Origin of the sequence: Mesorhizobium sp. BR1-1-16, from assembly GCF_020165495.1 — a bacterium.
Taxonomy (GTDB): domain Bacteria; phylum Pseudomonadota; class Alphaproteobacteria; order Rhizobiales; family Kaistiaceae; genus Kaistia.
Map to the genome: position 1 here is coordinate 87,792 of NZ_JAIUIE010000011.1, position 19,277 is coordinate 107,068.

Annotated in this window: 17 protein-coding genes; 9 read left to right on the forward strand and 8 right to left on the reverse strand. The window is 64.7% G+C overall.

Annotated elements, in window-relative coordinates:
• Positions 1-46 precede the first annotated feature (46 nt).
• The 7 genes from LB518_RS19820 to LB518_RS19850 all read left to right on the forward strand — a co-directional run bounded on the left by LB518_RS19820 (position 47) and on the right by LB518_RS19850 (position 7,737).
• On the forward strand, positions 47-1,201 hold the full coding sequence (locus tag LB518_RS19820) for a Gfo/Idh/MocA family protein (RefSeq protein WP_224579543.1): 1,155 nt from the start codon (positions 47-49) through the stop codon (positions 1,199-1,201).
• On the forward strand, positions 1,192-1,560 hold the full coding sequence (locus LB518_RS19825; protein WP_224579544.1) for a tautomerase family protein: 369 nt from the start codon (positions 1,192-1,194) through the stop codon (positions 1,558-1,560). Before LB518_RS19820 ends, LB518_RS19825 begins: the two co-directional genes overlap by 10 nt.
• A 215-nt stretch (positions 1,561-1,775) precedes the next feature.
• Complete coding sequence (locus LB518_RS19830) at positions 1,776-2,648, forward strand: carbohydrate ABC transporter permease (RefSeq protein WP_224579545.1); 873 nt, start codon at positions 1,776-1,778, stop codon at positions 2,646-2,648.
• On the forward strand, positions 2,645-3,502 hold the full coding sequence (locus LB518_RS19835; protein WP_224579546.1) for a carbohydrate ABC transporter permease: 858 nt from the start codon (positions 2,645-2,647) through the stop codon (positions 3,500-3,502). Before LB518_RS19830 ends, LB518_RS19835 begins: the two co-directional genes overlap by 4 nt.
• A gap of 2 nt (positions 3,503-3,504) precedes the next feature.
• Positions 3,505-5,646 (forward strand): ADP-ribosylglycohydrolase family protein, encoded by a 2,142-nt coding sequence (locus LB518_RS19840; RefSeq protein ID WP_224579547.1) that lies wholly within the window; start codon positions 3,505-3,507, stop codon positions 5,644-5,646.
• Positions 5,647-5,659: 13 nt separating this feature from the next.
• Complete coding sequence (locus LB518_RS19845; RefSeq protein ID WP_224579548.1) at positions 5,660-6,700, forward strand: ABC transporter ATP-binding protein; 1,041 nt, start codon at positions 5,660-5,662, stop codon at positions 6,698-6,700.
• A 65-nt stretch (positions 6,701-6,765) separates the two neighbouring features.
• The gene (locus LB518_RS19850) at positions 6,766-7,737 is read left to right on the forward strand and encodes a LacI family DNA-binding transcriptional regulator (protein ID WP_224579611.1); all 972 of its coding nucleotides are present in this window, start codon (positions 6,766-6,768) and stop codon (positions 7,735-7,737) included.
• A 31-nt stretch (positions 7,738-7,768) separates the two neighbouring features.
• Here LB518_RS19850 and LB518_RS19855 read toward each other — a convergent pair whose 3' ends face one another.
• From LB518_RS19855 to LB518_RS19890, 8 genes are all read right to left on the reverse strand, one after another.
• Positions 7,769-8,686: a nucleoside phosphorylase gene (locus LB518_RS19855; RefSeq protein WP_224579549.1), complete on the reverse strand. Its 918-nt coding sequence runs from the start codon at positions 8,684-8,686 to the stop codon at positions 7,769-7,771.
• Entirely contained in the window at positions 8,683-10,776 is a 2,094-nt protein-coding gene (locus tag LB518_RS19860; RefSeq protein WP_224579550.1) for an ADP-ribosylglycohydrolase family protein, read from the reverse strand. Before LB518_RS19860 ends, LB518_RS19855 begins: the two co-directional genes overlap by 4 nt.
• A 2-nt stretch (positions 10,777-10,778) precedes the next feature.
• Positions 10,779-11,726 (reverse strand): nucleoside hydrolase, encoded by a 948-nt coding sequence (locus LB518_RS19865; RefSeq protein ID WP_224579551.1) that lies wholly within the window; start codon positions 11,724-11,726, stop codon positions 10,779-10,781.
• A complete protein-coding gene (locus LB518_RS19870; RefSeq protein WP_224579552.1) occupies positions 11,723-12,652 on the reverse strand; it encodes a carbohydrate kinase family protein in 930 nt (309 codons plus the stop codon). The genes LB518_RS19865 and LB518_RS19870 overlap by 4 nt, the downstream gene beginning before the upstream one ends.
• 10 nt (positions 12,653-12,662) lie before the next feature.
• Positions 12,663-13,070, reverse strand: coding sequence for a secondary thiamine-phosphate synthase enzyme YjbQ (locus LB518_RS19875; protein WP_224579553.1), 408 nt, complete (start codon positions 13,068-13,070; stop codon positions 12,663-12,665).
• Positions 13,067-14,206 carry an SIS domain-containing protein gene (locus LB518_RS19880; RefSeq protein WP_224579554.1) on the reverse strand — a complete coding sequence of 380 codons (1,140 nt, stop codon included), beginning with the start codon at positions 14,204-14,206 and terminating at the stop codon, positions 13,067-13,069. The genes LB518_RS19875 and LB518_RS19880 overlap by 4 nt, the downstream gene beginning before the upstream one ends.
• A gap of 119 nt (positions 14,207-14,325) precedes the next feature.
• A complete protein-coding gene (locus LB518_RS19885; RefSeq protein ID WP_224579555.1) occupies positions 14,326-15,642 on the reverse strand; it encodes an ABC transporter substrate-binding protein in 1,317 nt (438 codons plus the stop codon).
• 446 nt (positions 15,643-16,088) lie between these two features.
• The gene (locus LB518_RS19890) at positions 16,089-16,775 is read right to left on the reverse strand and encodes a GntR family transcriptional regulator (RefSeq protein WP_224579556.1); all 687 of its coding nucleotides are present in this window, start codon (positions 16,773-16,775) and stop codon (positions 16,089-16,091) included.
• Between the two features lie 332 nt (positions 16,776-17,107).
• Between LB518_RS19890 and LB518_RS19895 the strand changes: the two genes are divergently transcribed.
• Both LB518_RS19895 and LB518_RS19900 read left to right on the forward strand, forming a co-directional pair.
• Positions 17,108-18,301 (forward strand): pyridoxal-phosphate-dependent aminotransferase family protein, encoded by a 1,194-nt coding sequence (locus LB518_RS19895; RefSeq protein WP_224579557.1) that lies wholly within the window; start codon positions 17,108-17,110, stop codon positions 18,299-18,301.
• 267 nt (positions 18,302-18,568) lie between these two features.
• Entirely contained in the window at positions 18,569-19,261 is a 693-nt protein-coding gene (locus tag LB518_RS19900) for an ECF transporter S component (RefSeq protein WP_224579558.1), read from the forward strand.
• Positions 19,262-19,277 lie beyond the last annotated feature (16 nt).

Genomic DNA, 19,277 nt, shown 5'->3' on the forward strand with positions numbered 1-19,277 from the left:
ATGACGGCGTCACTGATCTTAACGGCAGCGCGCGGGCGGAACTAGCATGTTCAAAGTTGGCATGATCGGCGTCGGCTCGATCGCGGACGTCTATCTCCTCAATTCGCGGCAGATGAGCAATTACCGCGTCGTCGCGGTCGCCTCGCGCGACGAGGCGGAGGCCGGGCGCCGCGCCGCCGGCTGGGGTGTCGAAGGGCTTTCGGTCGATGCGCTGCTGCGCCGGTCCGACATCGAGGCGGTGCTGAACCTCACGCCGCCGGCGGCCCACCATGCCGTCACGCGGGCAGCGCTCGAGGCCGGCAAGCATGTCTTCACCGAAAAACCGCTCGCCGCCGATCTCGAAGAGGCGCTGGACCTTGCAGATCTCGCCGCACAACGCGGGCTCAGGCTGGCGGTGGCGCCGGATTCGGTCCTTGGTGCCGGCGTCCAGCGGGCGCGCGCGATGATCGACAGCGGAGCGATCGGCAGGCCGCTGATGGCCAACGCCGCCATTCTCTATCACGGCGCCGATGGCTGGCACCCCAACCCATCCTTCTTCTATCGCCGCGGCGGCGGGCCCGTGCACGATGTCGGGCCTTATTTCCTGGCGGTGATGATGAACCTGTTCGGCCCGCTGGCCGACGTGCGCGCGACGGGCTTCAAGGGATTCGAAACGCGGACCGTGACGGCACCCGGGCGGGAGAAGGGAAACACGGTCCCGGTCGAGGTTCTGACGAGCGTACTGGCCCTTCTGAACTTTCGCTCAGGTGTTCAGGCCTCGCTCTCGGCCAGTTGGGATGTCTGGCGCACCAGCCTGCCGCATATCGAGATCCATGGCACGGAGGGCTCGCTCAGCCTGCCGCATCCCAATTTCCATGGCGGCCCGCTGCGCTATGCGCGTCCCGGCGGCGATTGGGAGGACGTGTCCCTCGACGATGCGCCGCTCGCGCGACCGAACTGGCCGGTCGGGCAGCCGCAGCACGCCAACTATCGCGGCATCGGGCTTGCGGAGACGATCGATGCGATCGACGCGCATCGCCCGCATCGTCTGTCGGCCGAATTCGGCGCCCATGTCGTCGAGGCGGCCGATGCGATCATCCTGTCCGCGACCAGCGGAAAGTCGGTCGACCTTGTGATCCAGCCCGAGCGGCCAGAGCCGCTCGGAACGTCAGAGACCGCCGCGCTGATGCGGCCGAGCCCCAAGGATACAGCATGCCCCTAGCCCAGATCGATCTGCCGCGCGCCCTGTTCGAGGAAAAGGCGACCGCTATCGGCCTCGAATTGCAGGCTGCCTTCGTCGAGGCCGCAGGCGTTCCCCCGGCCGACAAATTCCAGATCTTCCGGCCGCGCGAAGCAGGCGAACTGGTCTTCGATCCGAGCTATGGCGGCGTCGACAGGCAAAACCTGATCGTCGTCCAGATCCTCATGGTGCATCACCATCCAGTCGATCAGAAGCGGGCGCTCTACCGGGCCATCGTCGAGCGCTTCGTGAAGCTTGGCATCCGCAAGGAGGATATCCTCATTGCCGTGACGGAGAACGGCTTTGAGGACTGGTATGGCGGAAAGCTCTACGGGGAATAGCCGCATTCGGCCTGAGACGTGGCGGCCCGGTTCTGGTCTCGCCATGTCTCCGGCCGCAACGAGGCCGCAGGCTCGCGCTCGACACGAGCCCCACATCCATCGCTCACGGCAGAGAACATGGGGCTTGCCTGCGTCAGGCGGGAACAGAAGCCCCGTGGACATATTGACCCGACGAAATCAAACGTTTAACTGTTGAGCGTGCTCAAGGATATGGCATGGCGCGCTTTCGATCAGTTGCCTTTTCTCATGCGCTTTTTGTGGCGCCAGCGCTCGTCGTCAGCGTCGCGATCGTCCTGCTGCCGGCGCTGCTGACGCTGCTTGTCGCCTTTGCCGACTGGGACGGCGCCAGCACGCCGACCTTCGTCGGCTTGAAGAACTTCCAGGCCGTCTTTTCCGATCCGGTGTTCTGGGGCGCGCTGTTCAACAACGTGCAGTGGATGGTGATCTTCCTCACCATCCCCATGGCCATCGCCATGGTTGCGGCGTCGATCCTGATGCGGCGCAAGCGATCGAGCGCGGTGTTCCAAATCATCTTCCTGCTGCCTTATGTGCTGTCCCCGGTCGCCAATGCCGTCATTTGGCAGAACATCATCTTCGATCCGATTTCCGGCCTGCTCGGCTTCGTGTCGCGCAGCTGGTTTCCGCTGTTCAATCCTCTCACCGATACGCGCACCGCGCTCTATGCCGTGGCCGGGGTCGATATCTGGCATTTCTGGGGCTATCTGGCCGTCGTCTTCTTCGCGGCCATGCGCCAGACACCAGAGGACCAGCTCGAGGCGGCCTTTATCGAGGGCGCCAGCGGCTGGCAGGTGTTCTGGAACGTGACGCTGCCCAACATCCTGCCGACGGTGGCGCTGATGCTGGTCCTCGTCACCATCTTCTCCTTCCTGACCTTCGACTATGTCTATCTGATCACGCAGGGCGGCCCCGCCCGTTCGACGGAAATGCTGTCGACCTTCGCCTATGCCTTCGCCTTCACATCGTTCCAGGTTGGCAAGGCGGCGACAGTGGCGCTGGCGATGAGTTTCTTCGGCCTCATCGCATCGCTCGTCTATGTCCGCATGAGCCGTTCGGAGATCCAGCTATGAGCCAGGGTGGAGGGAAATACGGCATGGCGAGCCGCTGGGATTCTGCGCGTGTCGCCGGCAATATCTATCTGGCCGTCGCCGTGCTGATCGCCTTGCTGCCGCTGCTGCTGGTTGCGATCAACACGTTCAAGCCGCATGTGGCGATCGTCGCCAATCCGCTCAGCCTGCCGACCAGCATCAACTTTGCCAATTTCACCCGCGCCTGGCGCGGTGGGCATTTCTCGACAGGCATCGTCAATAGCCTGCTCCTGTCGGGCTCGACGGTGCTGATCACGCTCGCCTGCGCCTCGCTCGCCGCCTATGCGCTGGCCCGGCGGCAGATCCGTGGCTGGCAGGCCATGACGATCTACTTCCTCTGCGCCACCACGGTTCCAATCCAGTTGTTCCTGTTCCCGCTCTATTTCGTGCTGGCGAAGCTGGGATTGATCGGCAATTTCCTCGCCACCGCGACCATCCTTTCGGCGATCAACCTGCCGATCTCGATCTTCCTGCTCAGGGCCTATGTGCTGGGCATTCCGCGCGAGATCGACGATGCCGCCTTCATGGATGGGGCGACACCCTGGCAGACCTTCCGGCACGTCATCTTGCCGTTGATGCAGCCGGGGCTGATCACCGTCGCGATCATCGTATTCCTCAATTCCTGGAACGAATTCCTGATCACGACGACCTTCCAGAAGGGTCGCGGCAACCTGACGATGACGCTTGGCTATCTGTCGATGAACGGCATCTATGCCACCGACCAGGGTGCGATGATGGCAGGTGCCTTCATCCTGGTCGCGCCGATCATCATCTTCGTCCTGATCCTGCAGCGCTTCTTCATTGCCGGCATGTCGGCCGGCGCCGTCAAGGGTTGATCATGAACACAGCCTCACGCCCCGCGATCACGCGCGACGTCATGGACAAGACCTATGCCGGCGTCCTCGGCAAGCTGATCGGCGTCTATCTCGGGCGCGCCGTCGAGGGCTGGTTCTACGAGGATATCGAGCGGGTCTTCGGCGAGGTCGCCTATTATGTGAACGATAGGGTCAACTGGCCGCTGATCGTTCCCGACGACGATATTTCCGGCACGTTCCTGTTCTACCGCGCGCTGGAGGACAACGGCTTTCCGCGCGATATCGCCGCCCGCACCATCGGCGACACCTGGCTCAATTATATCGTCGAGGACAAGACCGTGCTGTGGTGGGGCGGTCTCGGCCGGTCGACCGAGCATACCGCCTATCTCCGTCTGAAGAACGGCACCGATGCGCCGGCAAGCGGTTCGGTGGCCATGAACGGCCGCGGCATGGCCGAGCAGATCGGGTCCGAGATCTTCATCGATACATGGGCGATGGCCAATCCAGGCGATCCGGATCGTGCCGCCGCGATGGCGCGCGAGGCGGCGTCGGTCAGCCATGGCGGAGTTGCCATCGAAGCCGCCTGCCTGCTGGCAGCGATGGAAGCAGCGGCATTCACGGAGCGCCACATCGATACGCTGCTCGATCTTGGCCTACGCTATAATCGCGACGAGAGCCTTGCCCGGCTGATCGGCGAGGTGCGCGAGCACTGCGCGAAGGCCGGCGATGACTGGCGCGCCGTCCGACGCTGGCTCGGTGCGGAACATGGCTATGAGCGCTATCCGGGCAACTGCCCGATGGTGCCGAACCACGCTGTGCTGATCGCCGCTTTCATTCTCGGTGGCGACGATTTCCAGAAGGGCCTGAAGATCGCCGTCTCCTCCGGCTGGGACACCGATTGCAATGCCGGCAATCTCGGGGCGCTGAACGGCATCCGCCTCGGCCTCGAGGGACTCGCTACCGGCCCCGATTTTCGTGGCCCGGTGGCCGACCGCCTCTATGTCGTCGGTGCCGATGGCGGCGAATGCGTCAGCGACGCCGTCATCGAGACGCGGCGGGTGCTGAGGGCCAGCGCTGCGCTGGGCGGCCTGACCTATGAGGCGCCGAAGACCCGCTTCGCCTTCGAGTTTCCGGGCTCCGTGCAAGGCTTCGAGCCCTGTCCGCTGCATCTCGGCGCCCAGGGCATCACCGCAATCGGTAATCTGAACGAGAGCGGCGAGGGCAATGGCCTCGTGCTCGCCTACAAGGCGCTGGCTCCGGGCGTCACCGGCAGCGTCTCGGTGCCCACCTTCATCGACCCGAAGCCGCGCGGGGTCTCCGACACTAGTTATTTCGAGGTGGTCGCCAGCCCGTCGCTCTATCCGACCCAGACGCTGACGGCGACCATCCGCGGGTTCGGCAGCGACAATCCGGCGGGGCGCTTCTTCATCCATTATTTCGACGAGACCGATCAATTGAAGCGGCTGGACGGCCCGCGCCTCGCGATCGGCGAAGGCGACAATGCCATCACCTGGCAGGTTCCGGATACAGAGGGTCATCCGATCCATCGGCTCGGCCTGCAGCTTGAGGCCGACCGGCGGCTGACGGGCTGCGTTGCACTGGTCGATCTCGACTGGTCCGGTGCGCCGGAGAACCTGCATTTCGGAACGTCGCGGCAGTTGTCGCCGAAGCTCACGCCCTGGGACACGACCACGTTCTGGACGAAGAGCTTCGTCAGCTCCGCGCGGCATTATGCGACCGATATCTACAACACCTTCACGCTGTCGCATCCGGACGGCGAGGGCGTCATCACCACCGGCACGCGTGACTGGACGGATTATGCTGCCGCATCGGAACTCGTGCTGGAACTGCATGAGACGGTCGGCCTCGTTGCCCGGGCCCGCGGTCACAAGCGCTATTATGCCGGGATTGTCCGGGGAGGCGAGGCGCAGATCGTCAAGCGCCGCGACCGCGCGCTGACCGTGCTGGCGTCGGTGCCCTACGCCTTCGAGGAGAATGCCCGAAAGACATTCGAGCTGAGGGTTGAGGGCGACGCGATCAAACTGTCCATCGACGGCATCGGTCTCGTCAGCGCCCGCGACGGCGACTATGCCTCCGGCGGCGCCGGCTTTCTGATCGAGGGCGGCACGGTGCCGGCGCTCGGTTTTTCGGTTCGGCGCATCTAGGGAGCGGATGGATTTGGCCAGGCTCGAGCTCAAGAACGTCGCCAAGACCTTCAACGAGACGGAGGTCATCAAGTCGGTGAATCTCTCCGTCGCGGATGGCGAATTCGCCGTGCTGGTCGGACCGTCCGGTTGTGGCAAGTCGACCATCCTGCGCATGCTCGCGGGGCTGGAGCAGGTCAGCGGCGGCGCGATCGAGATCGATGGCCGCAATGTCACGTCGATGCTGCCGCTGGAGCGCGGCGTCGCGATGGTGTTCCAGAGCTATGCGCTCTATCCGCATATGACCGTCGAGGACAATATCGGCTTTGGTCTCAAGATCGCCGGCCAGTCGCGCGCCGAGCGGCGGCCGAAGGTGCTGGAGGCGGCGCGGATCCTTCAGCTCGAACCCTATCTGGCGCGGAAGCCCAAACAGCTCTCCGGCGGCCAGCGGCAGCGCGTCGCCATCGGACGGGCGATCGTCAAGCAGCCGAAGATCTTCCTGTTCGACGAGCCGCTGTCCAATCTCGATGCCGAGCTGCGCGTGCAGATGCGGCTGGAGATCGCTCGGCTGCACCAACAGCTCGGCGCCACCATGATCTATGTGACGCATGATCAGGTCGAGGCGATGACGCTGGCCGACAAGATCGTGGTGCTGCGCGACGGCCGCATCGAGCAGGCCGGCCCGCCAGTCGAACTCTATGAGCGGCCCGCGAACATCTTCGTCGCGGGATTCATCGGATCGCCCAAGATGAACTTCCTCGATGCCGTGCCGGCGGATGGCAAGCTCAGCCTGCCGGGACTCGGCGGCGCGATTGCCGGATCGTCCGCGTCAGTGCGGACGCTCGGCGTTCGGCCCGAGCATATCTCGATTACCGATGCAGGCGCGTTCGCGGGCACGGTCAAGGTCGTGGAACAACTCGGCAACGTGTCGTATCTCTATGTCGACTCGGCCGCTGGGGCTACGGTGACGATCGAGCAGCGTCGGATGACCGGCCTGCATGCCGGCGACGCCGTCCGCTTCGATATCGAGCACGACCAGATCCATCTCTTCGATGGCGACGGCCGCCGCCTCTAGCCCCGCCAGCCATCTGGAGCCTGTCGATTAGCGAGTCCAAGACGCAGCTTCGCAAGCCGGCCACCATCAAGGACGTCGCGCGCGAGCTCGGCGTTTCGGTGGCGACGGTTTCCTATGCCTTGAACGGGCGCGGGACGATCGGAGAGGAACTCCGCGCCAAGGTGCGCGAGGTCGCCGATCGTGTCGGTTATCGCCCCAATCGCATGGCGCAGGCGATCCGCACCGGCCGCACCATGAGCATCGGCCTGCTGGTGCCCGACCTCAACAATCCGTTCTATCCCGCGCTGGCGCAATCGGTCGAGCGCGAGGCGCGCGAGGCGGGCTATGCCGTCGTGCTGATCGATACCGCGAGGTTCGACGACGAAGGTGCGGCGCTCCGTCAGATCGAGAGCCATATCGCCGGCGCGGTCTGGTGCCAATTGCCTCGCAAGGACCGGCCGGCCGAGGATTTCCAGGTTCCGATCGTCGTGATCGGCATCCCCGAGGGCCATGTCGATAATGTCACCGCCGACGATGCCGCCGGTGGTCGCCTGGCTGCCCGGCATCTTCTGAAGCTCGGCCATCGCCGCGTCGGCGTGCTGACCGGCGCATCGGTGCCGGATGGCATGGACGACCGCCGGGCGGCCTTTGTCGAGGCGTTTTCCAGCAAGGGCGAGATCGTCTGGGACGTGAAGACGGCCTATTCGATCGATCTCGATCGGCGGCTGTTCAATCGTCTTGCGCGGCGCGATGTGACGGCGGTGATGTGCGGCAACGACCAGATCGCCATCGGCGTGCTACGCGCGGCCAAGCAACTCGGCATCGCCGTCCCGGGCGAGCTTTCCGTCACCGGCTTCGACGATATCCCGTGGGCCCAGATCGTGACGCCGACGCTCACCACGATCAGCCAGTCGGTCTCCGACATGGCGACGGCCGCCGTCGGCCTGCTCCGGGACCGGATCGCCGATCCCGGCCGTGCCGTTCGCCACCTGACCATCGGCGTGCGCCTGATGAAGCGTGACAGCACGTCGCCGCCGGCAGGCTACTCGTCCTCATGAGGCGGGCGCTGCCGGATAAGGCGGGGGCGGCTCACATTCCCATGGACGGCAACCAGTAGCGTTTGCCGGTTGCGATGCGCTTTTTGTCCATCCGATCGAGGATCGCGCAGCCCTTGAGGGCCACGTCGATGGCGCGGGCATGACCGGCGCCATGCGAGAAATCGAGATTCATGACCGCGTTGTCGGCGACGGAGCATACCGAGCCGCCGCGAAACCCATAAAGCGCCGCCAACGTGACGACGGCGGCCGACTCCCGGTCGCCATTCAGGACGCCGGCCCGGTTGTAGGTGCCGAGCATCTCGATGTTCCAAGGCTGCATGTAGCCGCCGACCCCCGGCCGTCCGGCGCCGACGAAATCGCTGTCGATCGAGAGGGTGACGCCGACGTGATAGGGCGTGCCGAGATCGTCGGCGGCCTGCGCCATCGCCGCCACGACCTCGTAATGGCTCGCCGCCGGATAGGCGCGGTCGACATAGGCGCGGGTCATGCCTTCCTCGCGCACGACGCCGCTTGAAACGACGATATCTCCGGGCTTCACATGGGTGCCGATGCCGCCTGATCCGCCAACGCGCAGATAGGTGCTGGCCTTCGAGAACTCCATGAAGTCGTAGAGCAGCAACTCGGCCTCCGACGAGCCGCTGCCGCCGCTGACCACGGTGATCCGCGCGCCCTCATAGGTGCCGGAAATGCTGGTGAACATGCCGGATTCGCCGATGACCTCGGCATCATCCAACAGGCCGGCGATGTGGCGCGCAGGATCCCCGACATATTGAATGAGGGGATCGCGAACGGTGACGAGGACAAAGTCGCCAACCTTGTCCGGGTCGATCCGGGTCATCGCCGGCCGGCCGTCCACCGTTAGTCCGCGATGCGGCACATGGTTCCAATAGGCATAGCGCTGATGGATATCGGCCAGGCCGGCGCGGCTGGCGACCTCGTCTCGGCTCATGATGCTGATGCTCCCTTTCGGTGGATCGCGCGGACAAGGAAGCCGTCGGCAACGATGGTTCCCTTCTCGACGATGAAGCCTGCTGCGCCCGACTGGAAGCGGTCATCCCGGGCAGCGCAGCACTCGACGCCGTCCACCGACAGGTGGAGGTCATCGCCGTTGAGGCTAAACATCAGGTCGCGTTTGCCCACTGCGCCGCTTGCGACCGGCGCCCGGGCCAGAACCTCAACCTCGTCGTCATATCGGCGGACGATGCAGGCTTCGTTGCCCTTGAGCATGCCGGCATAGTAGCGGCGATGTCCGCGCGAGCGGGCGATGAGGCCGCCGCCGTCATTGATCGAATAGTCGATCGAACTCGCCACCGAATAATTATCCCAGTCGCGGCTGCCGGTCGTGACGAGACCATTATCGAACGGGTGGGAGACGCAGAGCGTGTATTTGAAATCCGGAGCGAAGTGCCGGGCGGAGCTGACAAAGGCGCGGATCCAGAACGGCGCCAGGTTCCAGATCGACGGCATCAGCATGCCCTTGATCTCATAGGTCTCCGGCGCACCGCTCCAGTCGACGGAGTGGATCGTCGCCTCGCCGTCGAAGCGGCTGTCGGAACCGAATTCGACGCCGAGGCGATAGAGCGGCAGGCCGTTGGTCTGCGGCACGGTCCAGGAAACCGCCATGTCGGCATCGCCGAGCGCAATCCAGTCGCCGTCGAGGCGGGCGATGTCGTCGCCGGCGGCGTAATAGAGCGCATAGAGCCGCGCCTTGACGCCGGCCGGGGCCGTGATCCGCGCCGTTGCCGTCTGGCCCGGATAAAGCGTCGGGCTCGCCACCATGGCGAAGCTGGATGTTGCCGCGAAAGGTTCGACGAAGACCGGCGTCGACAGGGTGCCTGTGACGCCGCGCGACAGGCCCTGTAGCTGGACGGTCAATGCGCCCTCCGGATTGCTCAGCAGCAGTACACCCTGGCGGCCGACATGGCGGGGGCAGGGGGCAAAACCCTGCGTCGAGCCCGGATAGTCGAAGCCGAAGCGGGGACAGGCGGGCGGAAGCTCCCGTCCGGCCAGAACATCCGCCGCCGCAACGATGCCGCGGGTCTCCCGCACGGCGTCGCTGATGCTGGAGGCGCCGTCGGAGGTTACGACATAGAGGAAATCGCTGACCGGACGGCGGAGGTCCGGTCCCTTGTCGAGCGCTGCCAGTCCGAGCCGGACGCCGTTGAGGCAGCCGACATTGCCGGCATTGCAATCGGTGTCCCAGCCGGCGCTGGTGGCGATCATCAGCGAGCGGCCGAAATCATCGCCGGCCATCAGGAGGGCCATCAACACGATGGCATGGTTGGGGATCATGTGGCACGGACCGTCATAATGGTCATAGCCGTGATGGCCGGCGATCCAGGCGCGGACCTTGTGCCAGTCATCCGTCTTGGCGCATTCGGCCCGGATCTGGTCGACGACGTTGAGAAGATGCCGGTCGCTGACATAGCGGAGGCCGGCATCGAGCAGGCGGTCGACATTCTGCTCCGAAAAGGCCATCGCCTCCATCGTCCCGAGCAGCACGGCCGCGTCGAGTGCGATGCCGTCATGGCTGACCGAGGCGGCTGCACGCACCATCTGCGCGGCGCGATCGGGATCATTCGGCGCGGCGAGCGCGAAGGCGTCCATGAAGATCTGGGCGCCGATCTGCGCCGGAATCCATGGGCCGTTCTGGGCGTGGCTGCCGCTTTGGGGCGCGTCGATGCCATTCTTCAGGTTGAGGAATGCGGTGTGCTCCGTCGACCGTCCGAGCCCGCCCCACCAGAGGATCGTCTTTTCCTCGATGATGTAGTTGAGCCAGGTCTGGCCAACCTGGTGCGGCGTCAGCGTCTTCGGATAGCCGTGGTCCTCAAGCGCGCGGAAGAAGGCGAACGTGCCGGAGATGTCGTCGTCCGGCAGCATGATCGGCAGGCTGAGCTTGCCGTTGACGAAGTAGTCGACCTCGCCGAATGTGTCGCGGATCTTCTCGTAGGACCAGCCCTCGACCGGCCGGCCGTGATAGACGCCGAGGATCTTGCCGAGAACGCCGGCATAGATCTTTTCCTGCGTTGCGCGATCCATGGTCAATCCATCAGCGTCTTGAGGAGCAGATCGAGGAAGCGGCGATAATCAGCCGTCGCCGCGACCTGGATTTCCGGCAGATGCGCCCAGCCATGGTGATGGCGGAAATCGGCGACCGTCTGTCCGAGGGTCAGCTCGCCGCGCGTCTCTACGCCGACCCGCGCCGGCAGCGTACCGATCAGGCTTGGATCGATGACGGCCGCGACCGCCATCGAGTCGATCAGCACGCAATAGGATTCGAAGCCGCGACCCTGGACGAAGCGCACCATCTGCTCGGCGATGTTCGCTTCCTTGCGGCCCGATGCCTTCAGTGCCGCGAGTTCGGCTTCCGAGAAGTTGATGTCGAAATGGGTGGCGACGTCGAGGCCGACCGCTCGCACCGGCACGCCGGATTCGAACACCAGCTTGGCCGCCTCGGGATCGACATAGACGTTCCATTCGCTCTGCGGCGTGTCGCCGGTCGCGTTGGCGAAGGCATATTTGTTGAGGCCGAACGAGCCGGCGATCGAGACGACTTCCTTGACGAGCGGGACGATGCCCGGCTCCTTCATGAAGGCCATCGCGACATTGGTCAGCGGTCCGAGCGTGATGATCGTCACCTGGCCGGGATGGTCGCTAACGATGTCGATGATCTGGTCGACGCCGTGCTGGGCCACCGGCTTCGTTGTCGGCTGCGGAAGGTGGACCTCGGCCTGTCCGTCGGAGCCATGCGAGAACGGATCGGGCGGAAGCGGCCGCGCCAAAGGCTTGCCCATGCCGCGCGCGACCGGGATATCCGTGCGGCCGAGCAGTTCGACGGTCTTCAGCGCGTTGGTCGTCGTCACGTCGAGCGGATAGTTGCCGGCGACGCTGGAGATGCCGAGCAGCTGGATTTCCGGGGACTTGGCGGCCAGAACCATGGCGATGGTGTCGTCCATCCCTGGATCGGTATCGATGATGACCTTTTTCACGTGCATGCCTCCTGGGTGATTGCGAGGGCGAGTGCCGCGGCATCGCGTCGAGCGCGGGAACGGAGCCCGGGGTCGCTTGGCTCCGGCAGTCCGAGTTGGCTGATGGCGATGCTGGCCGCGACCGTGCCGAATGCGGCGGCGCCGATGCAGCCTGCGCCCTCGGCGAGGCCCACCAGCGCTGCGCCGGAATAGGCGTTGCCGCCGCCGGTCACATCGACGGCCTCGACGGCAAGGCTGGGCACGAAATGAACGGCGCCGCGCTCGATCGCGTAGCTGCCGCGGCTGCCGGCGCGCAGGAAGATCGAGGGGGCCGGCCATTGCGCCACGCGCGCGCAGATCGCCTCTTCATCGTCGAGGCCGAGAATATGGCCGGCTTCCTCAAGATTCAGCGACAAGGCGTCGACATGGTGCAGGAGCGCTACGATGCGCGGCAGTTCCTCCGGCAGGCACGCATCGAGACTGATTTCCCAGAGAACAATCTTCGGCCGGGGCCGGCGCCAGGCGAGGAGATCATCCCAGAATGCAGCCCCCGTATCTCGAAAGACATAGAGCGATCGCGCTCCGTCCAGCACACGCTCGATGTCCGATACGCGTGGCTCGATGCGCTGGAAATGCGCGGCGCCGAACATGGGCGTTTCGGTCCGCGTCCGTTCGTCGATATAGCGCAGCAGGTTGCGCGGCGTGTGCGGGTCTGCCAGACGGAGCCCATCGGTCGAAAGGCCATTGCGGGCCATCCAGGGTCCGAAGGCGTCGACGTAATCCTCGCCGGTACCGGTCACGAGCAGCCCGCCATCGCTGAACAGCGCGGCGCCGGCCAGCGCGTAGAGCCCGGCGCCTCCGGCGACATTCTCTTCTGCGCGGCCATCGGCGAACAGGAGTGTGTCGATCAGCGCCGCCGAGGCGATGAGATCACGGCCCGCCATCATGACGAAAGGCTCAGTCCCGCGAACATTTGACGAAGAACTGGCGCTGCCGCGGCCCGTCGAATTCGTTGAAGAACACGCCTTGCGAATGGCCGAGCAGCGGCTGGCCGTTCATGATGATCAATGTCAGGCTCACGCCGACAATGACCGACTTGACGTGTCCGGCGGCATCCTGCGGCGTGTCGAACTGATGCTTGAAGTCGATCCGCGTCGGCACCAGGCGATTGATGTCATCGTGGATATCCTCAAGACCCTTGGGGTCCCAGAACGAGGTAATCGACAGGCCCGCCGTCGTATGCGGCACGAAGACGACGCAGAGGCCCTCCGCGACGCCGCTGGCAGAGACCGCCTCGCGAATGGTCGCGGTGATCTCGTAAGCCTCGTTCGCCAGCGTTTCCAGCTTGTGATTGGACAGGGTCACGTGCGCGGCTCCCACATCTCGCTTTTCTGGACGGTTGACGCGTCGGCGCTGTCGGCCCATCGCTCGGAGCCGAGACGGCGATTGGCGGACTGCGGCGCGTGGGCGGCGATGAGCGCCAAAGGCGCGCTCAGCAGCATCGGCGACCACAGCTCGTCAACGTCACCGCTGACGGCAATCGCTGTGTGGCCGAGGCGAATGGCCTTGTCGGCGGCCGGCCCGCCGCCCACGACGGTGATCATCCGGCCGAGGCGGTTCATGTAGTCGAGCAGTTCCACGGCGCGGCTCTGCGCCCGGCTGTTGGCGGCGATGACCAGCACCGTCGCGATCTCCTCCGGCCGGCCGTCGAAATAGTTGAGATGGGTCCACTCTTCGAGATCACGCGCATAGGCGTGATGACCGACCGCCTCGAACAGCTTGGCGGCGCCATAGTCCGCGACCGCAAAGTCTGGGCCAGCACCGAGAAATTCGACGATCGGCCGGGAGAGGACCGATGCGCAGAGCGCTGCCGCCGAGGTATCGGCGGCTTCAATCGACGCCGCCATTGCGGCGATCGTCGCCTTCAACGATGCGCGGAGCGCCTGCGCCTCGTCCATGGTGATCCGCATCCGCACCTCGCCGATCCGGATCGCGAGGAGCAGCAAAGCCGTCTGTGCGAACAGATAGGGGCCGAAGCCCGGGCCCGGCGGCAGCTCGGGGATTGGCAGGACCAGGGTTTGCGACGCGATGCCGGCGAGCCGGCCTTTTTCTGCCTTCGTCACGGCCAGCACAGGCGCTCCGGCGGCACGATAGAGCGTCGCAGCCTCGGCGACGCGGGCAGCGGCCCCGGAATTGGACAGGGCAATGACGAGCGTGTTCTCGAGGTCGCGACGGTCGGCGAGCTGCGCATGGTAGCGCCCGGCATCGAGCGGGGAACGCATCTCGACCGGCAGGCCGGCATGAGCCATGAAGGCGAATTCCGCGGCCTTGGCGGCGAAATAGGAGTCTCCGCTGCCGGTCAGCAGGATGCGCCGCGTGCGATAGATCTGCGGCGTCGTCAGCACGAGCCGCGCCGTGCGCTCCAGCGTGTCGAAGGCGTCGAGCAGGGCCGATGGCGTGGCCAGCACCTGCTCGCGCATGGAAGGGGCGAAGGTCGACATCAGCGGCTCTTTCGAAATCTGGCTGGTCCGGTGGTGGGTATTCGCGCGATCCGGCACCGCGCCCGGCGCGGTAGACGGACGGCAGCCATGCGGGCCGCCGTCCCGGTCGCTGGCAGGGCTCAGGGGGCCGGCTTCGGATAAGGCTGGGTCAGGCCCTTGGCCTTCTCCTCGGCATAGAGCGCCGATGCCTTCTTCAGCATCTCCTCGGACGTCTCCTTGCCGAGCCAGACGGCCTCGATATCCTTGTACATCAACTCACCGGTCGCCGGCGGGAAGAAGGTGCCGATCTTGAAGCCGAACGTTCCCTTGTCGACGGCAGTGGAGATGGCGCCCATCGCATCGAGGAACGATTTGGTCAGGCCGGTGGCCTCCGGGTCCTTCGGGAAATCCTTGAGCGGAATACCCCAATAGCCAGGCCAGACCTTCGCCATGCGGGCGGCGAATTCCGGGCTGAAGATCATGTTCAGCACTTCGGCAGCGCCGTCCTTGTTCTTGGAATGGGCGTTGATCGACAGAGTGAACGCGACGCCGAGGTCATACATTGGATAGGGGACGCTCGGATCCATCTGCGGGAATGGCGCGAACTGGAAATCGCCCGCCTGGTCGCCGGTGAAGTAGTTCGTGGCCCACTGGAAGCCGATCGACGGCGCGAAGAAGAACGGCGACTTCTTCTGGCTGAGCAGGGAGATCGACTGGTCGAAGTTGAGCGAGAAATAGTCCTTCCCACCCAGATAGCCGGCCTGAAACCAGCGTGCCGACTCATCGATCGCCTTCTTCATCTCGGCGGAGTCCCACGGCGCGCCATTGGCGAGGATGTCATAGAATTTCGTCGGACCGACGATCTGGTTGATGAAGATCGAGGCGTAGTTCTCGTTGACCGGCTGCCAGCCCTTGTTGCCGGTGACCGAGGCATAGAGGCCGTCGTTCTGCGCCGCCTTCATGATCGTCTCGAGTTCGGCGGCGGTCTTGGGCACCGCCCAGCCTTTCTCAGCGAGCAGGGCCTTGTTGTAGAACATGCCGTCCGAGATCAGCGAGGGTGGCATACAGTAGAGATGGCCGAGCTGATTGCAGGTATCGAGTACCGGCTTCAGCAGCTTCTCGCCCCAGCCATATTTCTTCGAATAGTCGTCGAGCGGCTCAAGTGCGCCGGCCTTGGCCAGCGGCGCGATATAGGACGGGCCGGACGTATAGACGAGATCGGGTCCTTCGCCGGCCAGAACGGCGACGCGGACGTTGTTGTCGACGTCGTTGTTGTAATCGAGCGTCAGCTCATACTTGTCCTGCGAGGCGTTGAACGGATCGATCAGCGCCTGTTGCAGGGCGTCCTGCAGATTCGGTGGCGCGCCCCAGAACCAGAGCGTGATGGGCTCCTTGGCAAAGGCGGAACCCGATAGCGCTGCGAAGATCGCCGCGGCGGATAGCATCTTCCTGAACATGGTCGGTCCCCTGTGAAGGCTTTGTCTGCGCGGGCGTTGAAGGTCGCCCTTTCCCAGCGGCCATCATTAGTTAAACGTTTGATGTCCGTCGTCAAGCCAAACTGATGATCGTTTTGATGGCTTTTGCGCCATGCCTAATGATCAGGCTGCCGCGACGGGCGGTCAGTTCAGCGGATGCATCGATGGTCGGTCAGGATCCGGCTCGCCATAGGCCATCGACCTGCGTCGGGCTTCGCTGCGGTTTGACGTGAGCTGCCAGGCGCTTGGCGCGATTGCCGGCGGTGATCGATCGTCCTCTGGCCTAGGACGGATCGACATTCAGGGCTCGCGTCGCACCACTGTCCGCTCTTCTGTCATTGCCGGATCGAGCCCGGCAATGACAGAGAAAGGCCTTCCACGGAGATCGACAGGCAGGCCGTGACGCGACGTCGCTTCGGTCGGAAGACTCAGGCGTTGCCGAAAGCAGCTGAGATCACGGGCCGCTTGCTGCGCACATGGCGCCGCATCAGCGAGCCGAGCGTGGCGCCGTCGCGTGCCTTCAAGAGGATGATCATCTCCTCATGATCGGCGATGGCGAGCGCCCATTGCTCCGGCGTCTTGGAAGCAGCATAGCGGGCGCGCTGGATGCGCCCTGACATGGTGGCGTAGACGCCCTGCAGGGCATTGTTGCGCGAGGCTGCCATGATCGCCTCGTGGATCCGCCGGTTCAGCTCGAAATAGGGCGGTGGATCGCGCCGTTGCCAGGCATCGACCATTGATGCGTGCAGGACTTCGATCGCGGCGATTTCCTCGTCGGTGATATGGAGGCAGGCGAGTTCTCCTGCGGCGCCCTCAAGGGCGGCGACGACTTCGAGCACCTCCTCGATCTCCTGCGCCGATAGCGCCGCGACGCGCGAGCCGCGATTGGGGAGGAGGTCGAGCAGTCCCTCGGCCGCCAGCAGCTTGATCGCCTCGCGCAGCGGTGTGCGCGAGATATCGAATCGCCGGCAGAGGTCCGCCTCGTTCACGCGCGAGCGCGGCTCGAGTTCGCCCGAAAGGATCAACTCGCGCAGCCTGACCACGACCTCGTCATGCAGATAGCGGCGGCCGATGGATGCAGGGCGCTCCACGAGCGCTGTGTCGGACGGACTCAATTCCGGGATGTCCTGGATAATCTCTGATTGTTGCAAGATGGGGGGAAGCCGGCTGAGGCGCAACTGCGCAGTTTGGTATGAATTCAAAATGCGGCTCGATCCCAAGACCCGGCTGTCCGCATTTGCCCATGGCGGGGCCGCTGCGGCGCTGGGTATGGCTGAATCGAGCGCTGCAAGCCGGAATTTCCGTGAGGTGGCGCCTGCGCGCGAAAGTGTCCGATCATTGCTGGTGCCATTTTGCATTCATTATGCATAATGGGATAGGTCCGGCGCGTCGCGCCGGCCACCGATCAATGAGCGCCGGCCATGGCGCCTACAGGAGACTCTCTGCCATGAGCCGTGTGCCCGGCCGCCATTTCCTTCAGATCCCCGGTCCGACCAATACGCCGCTCAGGATCCTCTCCGCCATCGCTCTCCCCACCATCGATCATAGAGGCCCGGAGTTCCGCATTCTGGCGCTCGACGTGCTGGAGCGTATCCGGCACGTTTTCCGCACCGAAGGCCCGGTGGTCATCTACCCGGCATCTGGCACGGGGGCCTGGGAGGCGGCGCTGGTCAACACGCTCTCGCCAGGCGATCGCGTCCTCATGGCCGAGACTGGCCACTTCGCCACGCTGTGGAGCCGCATGGCCGAACGGCTCGGCCTCGATGTCGAACTGATCCCGGGTAACTGGCGAAGCGGCGCCGATGCCGAGGCGATCGGGGCGCGGCTGGCAGAGGATCGTGGCCATACCATCCGCGCTGTCGCCGTCGTCCACAACGAGACGTCGACGGGCGTTGCCTCCGACATTGCAGCCATCCGCCGCGCGATCGATCGCAGCGGGCATCCGGCCTTGCTGCTCGTCGACACGATCTCGTCGCTGGCGTCGATCGACTACCGGCACGACGAATGGGGCGTCGACGTCACTGTGGGCGGTTCCCAGAAGGGACTGATGCTGCCGCCGGGCCTCAGTTTCAATGCCGTTTCCGAGAAAGCACGCGCGGCCGCGCGTTCAGCCCGGCTGCCGCGGGCTTTCTGGGACTGGGAAGACATCCTGGCGGCCAACCGAACCGGCTATTTTCCCTATACGCCATCGACCAACCTCCTGCAGGGGCTGCGGGTCGCGCTCGACCTCATCGCCGAAGAGGGGCTCGATGCCATGTTCGAGCGGCATCTGCGCGCCGCAGCCGCCGTACGCCGCTGCGTGGCGCAATGGGGTTTCGAAATCCAGGCGCTCGATCCGGGCGAGGCTTCGCCGTCCCTGACCGCGGTCCGGATGCCGTCCGGACATTCCGCTGACCAATTGCGGTCGGGTATCCTCGATCGATCCTCCGTGTCCCTTGGCAATGGTCTTGGCCGACTGGCCGACCGGGTGTTCCGCATCGGCCATCTCGGTGATTTCAACGATCCTGCTTTGCTCGGCACGCTGGCCGCGATCGAGATGGGACTGAGCGCCAATTCGGTGCCGCATCGCAGCGGCGGCGTCGAACAGGCCATGCTGGCTCTCGCGGAGCGCAAGCATCCGTCCGTGCTCGCGGCTGAATAGACGGCTACGGATGGTCAAAACTTAGCCTGCCCAAAATTGCGGCAAAAGCCTCGGCCATTGATGACATCTTCAACTGGCTGACCCCAAAAAATGAATGCATTATTCATTTGGCGGTCGGATCTACGGGTCCTCCGCTCCGGGCCGAGGTGAAGCGACAGCTCATCGACCGGGGCGGGAATCCAGTGTTTGAACCGCTGCGGCAACGCGGCCCGCCAAGGGCAGAAGCGGCCCGCGATGGACCTTCCTCCAAGCTGCGGGACCAAACCCATGACCGTTGGGATGCTCTATCTGATCGTCGCCGTGATCGGCATCGTGCTCGCCGCGATCGCCTATTTCATGAACCGGACGAACGGCAAGTTCTTCGTCGCATTCACGCTGATGGAAATCGTGATCATGGCCATCATCGGCGTGATCAACGGCGTCCTCGGCACGCCGAATGCCATGCTTGGCCGTCTGTTCATGACCTTCTCGGGCAGCTACGGCTTCCTGGCCTTCGCGGCCGTTTGTGGCGGCTTCTATATTGCCGGCCCGCTCTGCGGCTACATCATCCGCAAGCCGGGCGCCGCGACGATCGCGGAGACCATGAACGGCGTGGCGCAGGTCCTCTCGGGCAATCCGAACGGCATCATGGTGCTCGGTGCCGGCTTCCTGCAGGGCTTCATGTCGGATCTCGGCTTCGCCTTCTACGGCTATCGCAAGTGGACGCTGTCGGTGGTGGCGCTTTCGGGCGCGCTGGCCCCGATCCTGCAGCAGATCCCCGAGGTCTACTTCTTCGGTGTCGGCGATATGGGCATCAGCTACAACATGCTCGCACTCGCTATCCGCATCGCATCCGGCGCGGTCTACGCCATCATCCTGGTGAAGCCGATCGCCCACGCCCTTGCCCGCGCCGGCGTCCTGCGCGGTACGGCGCTCGCTGCCGCCGAAGCCCCGGTGAGCGCCCAGCGTTCCCCAGCCTGAGCTCAGCAAAGCCAAA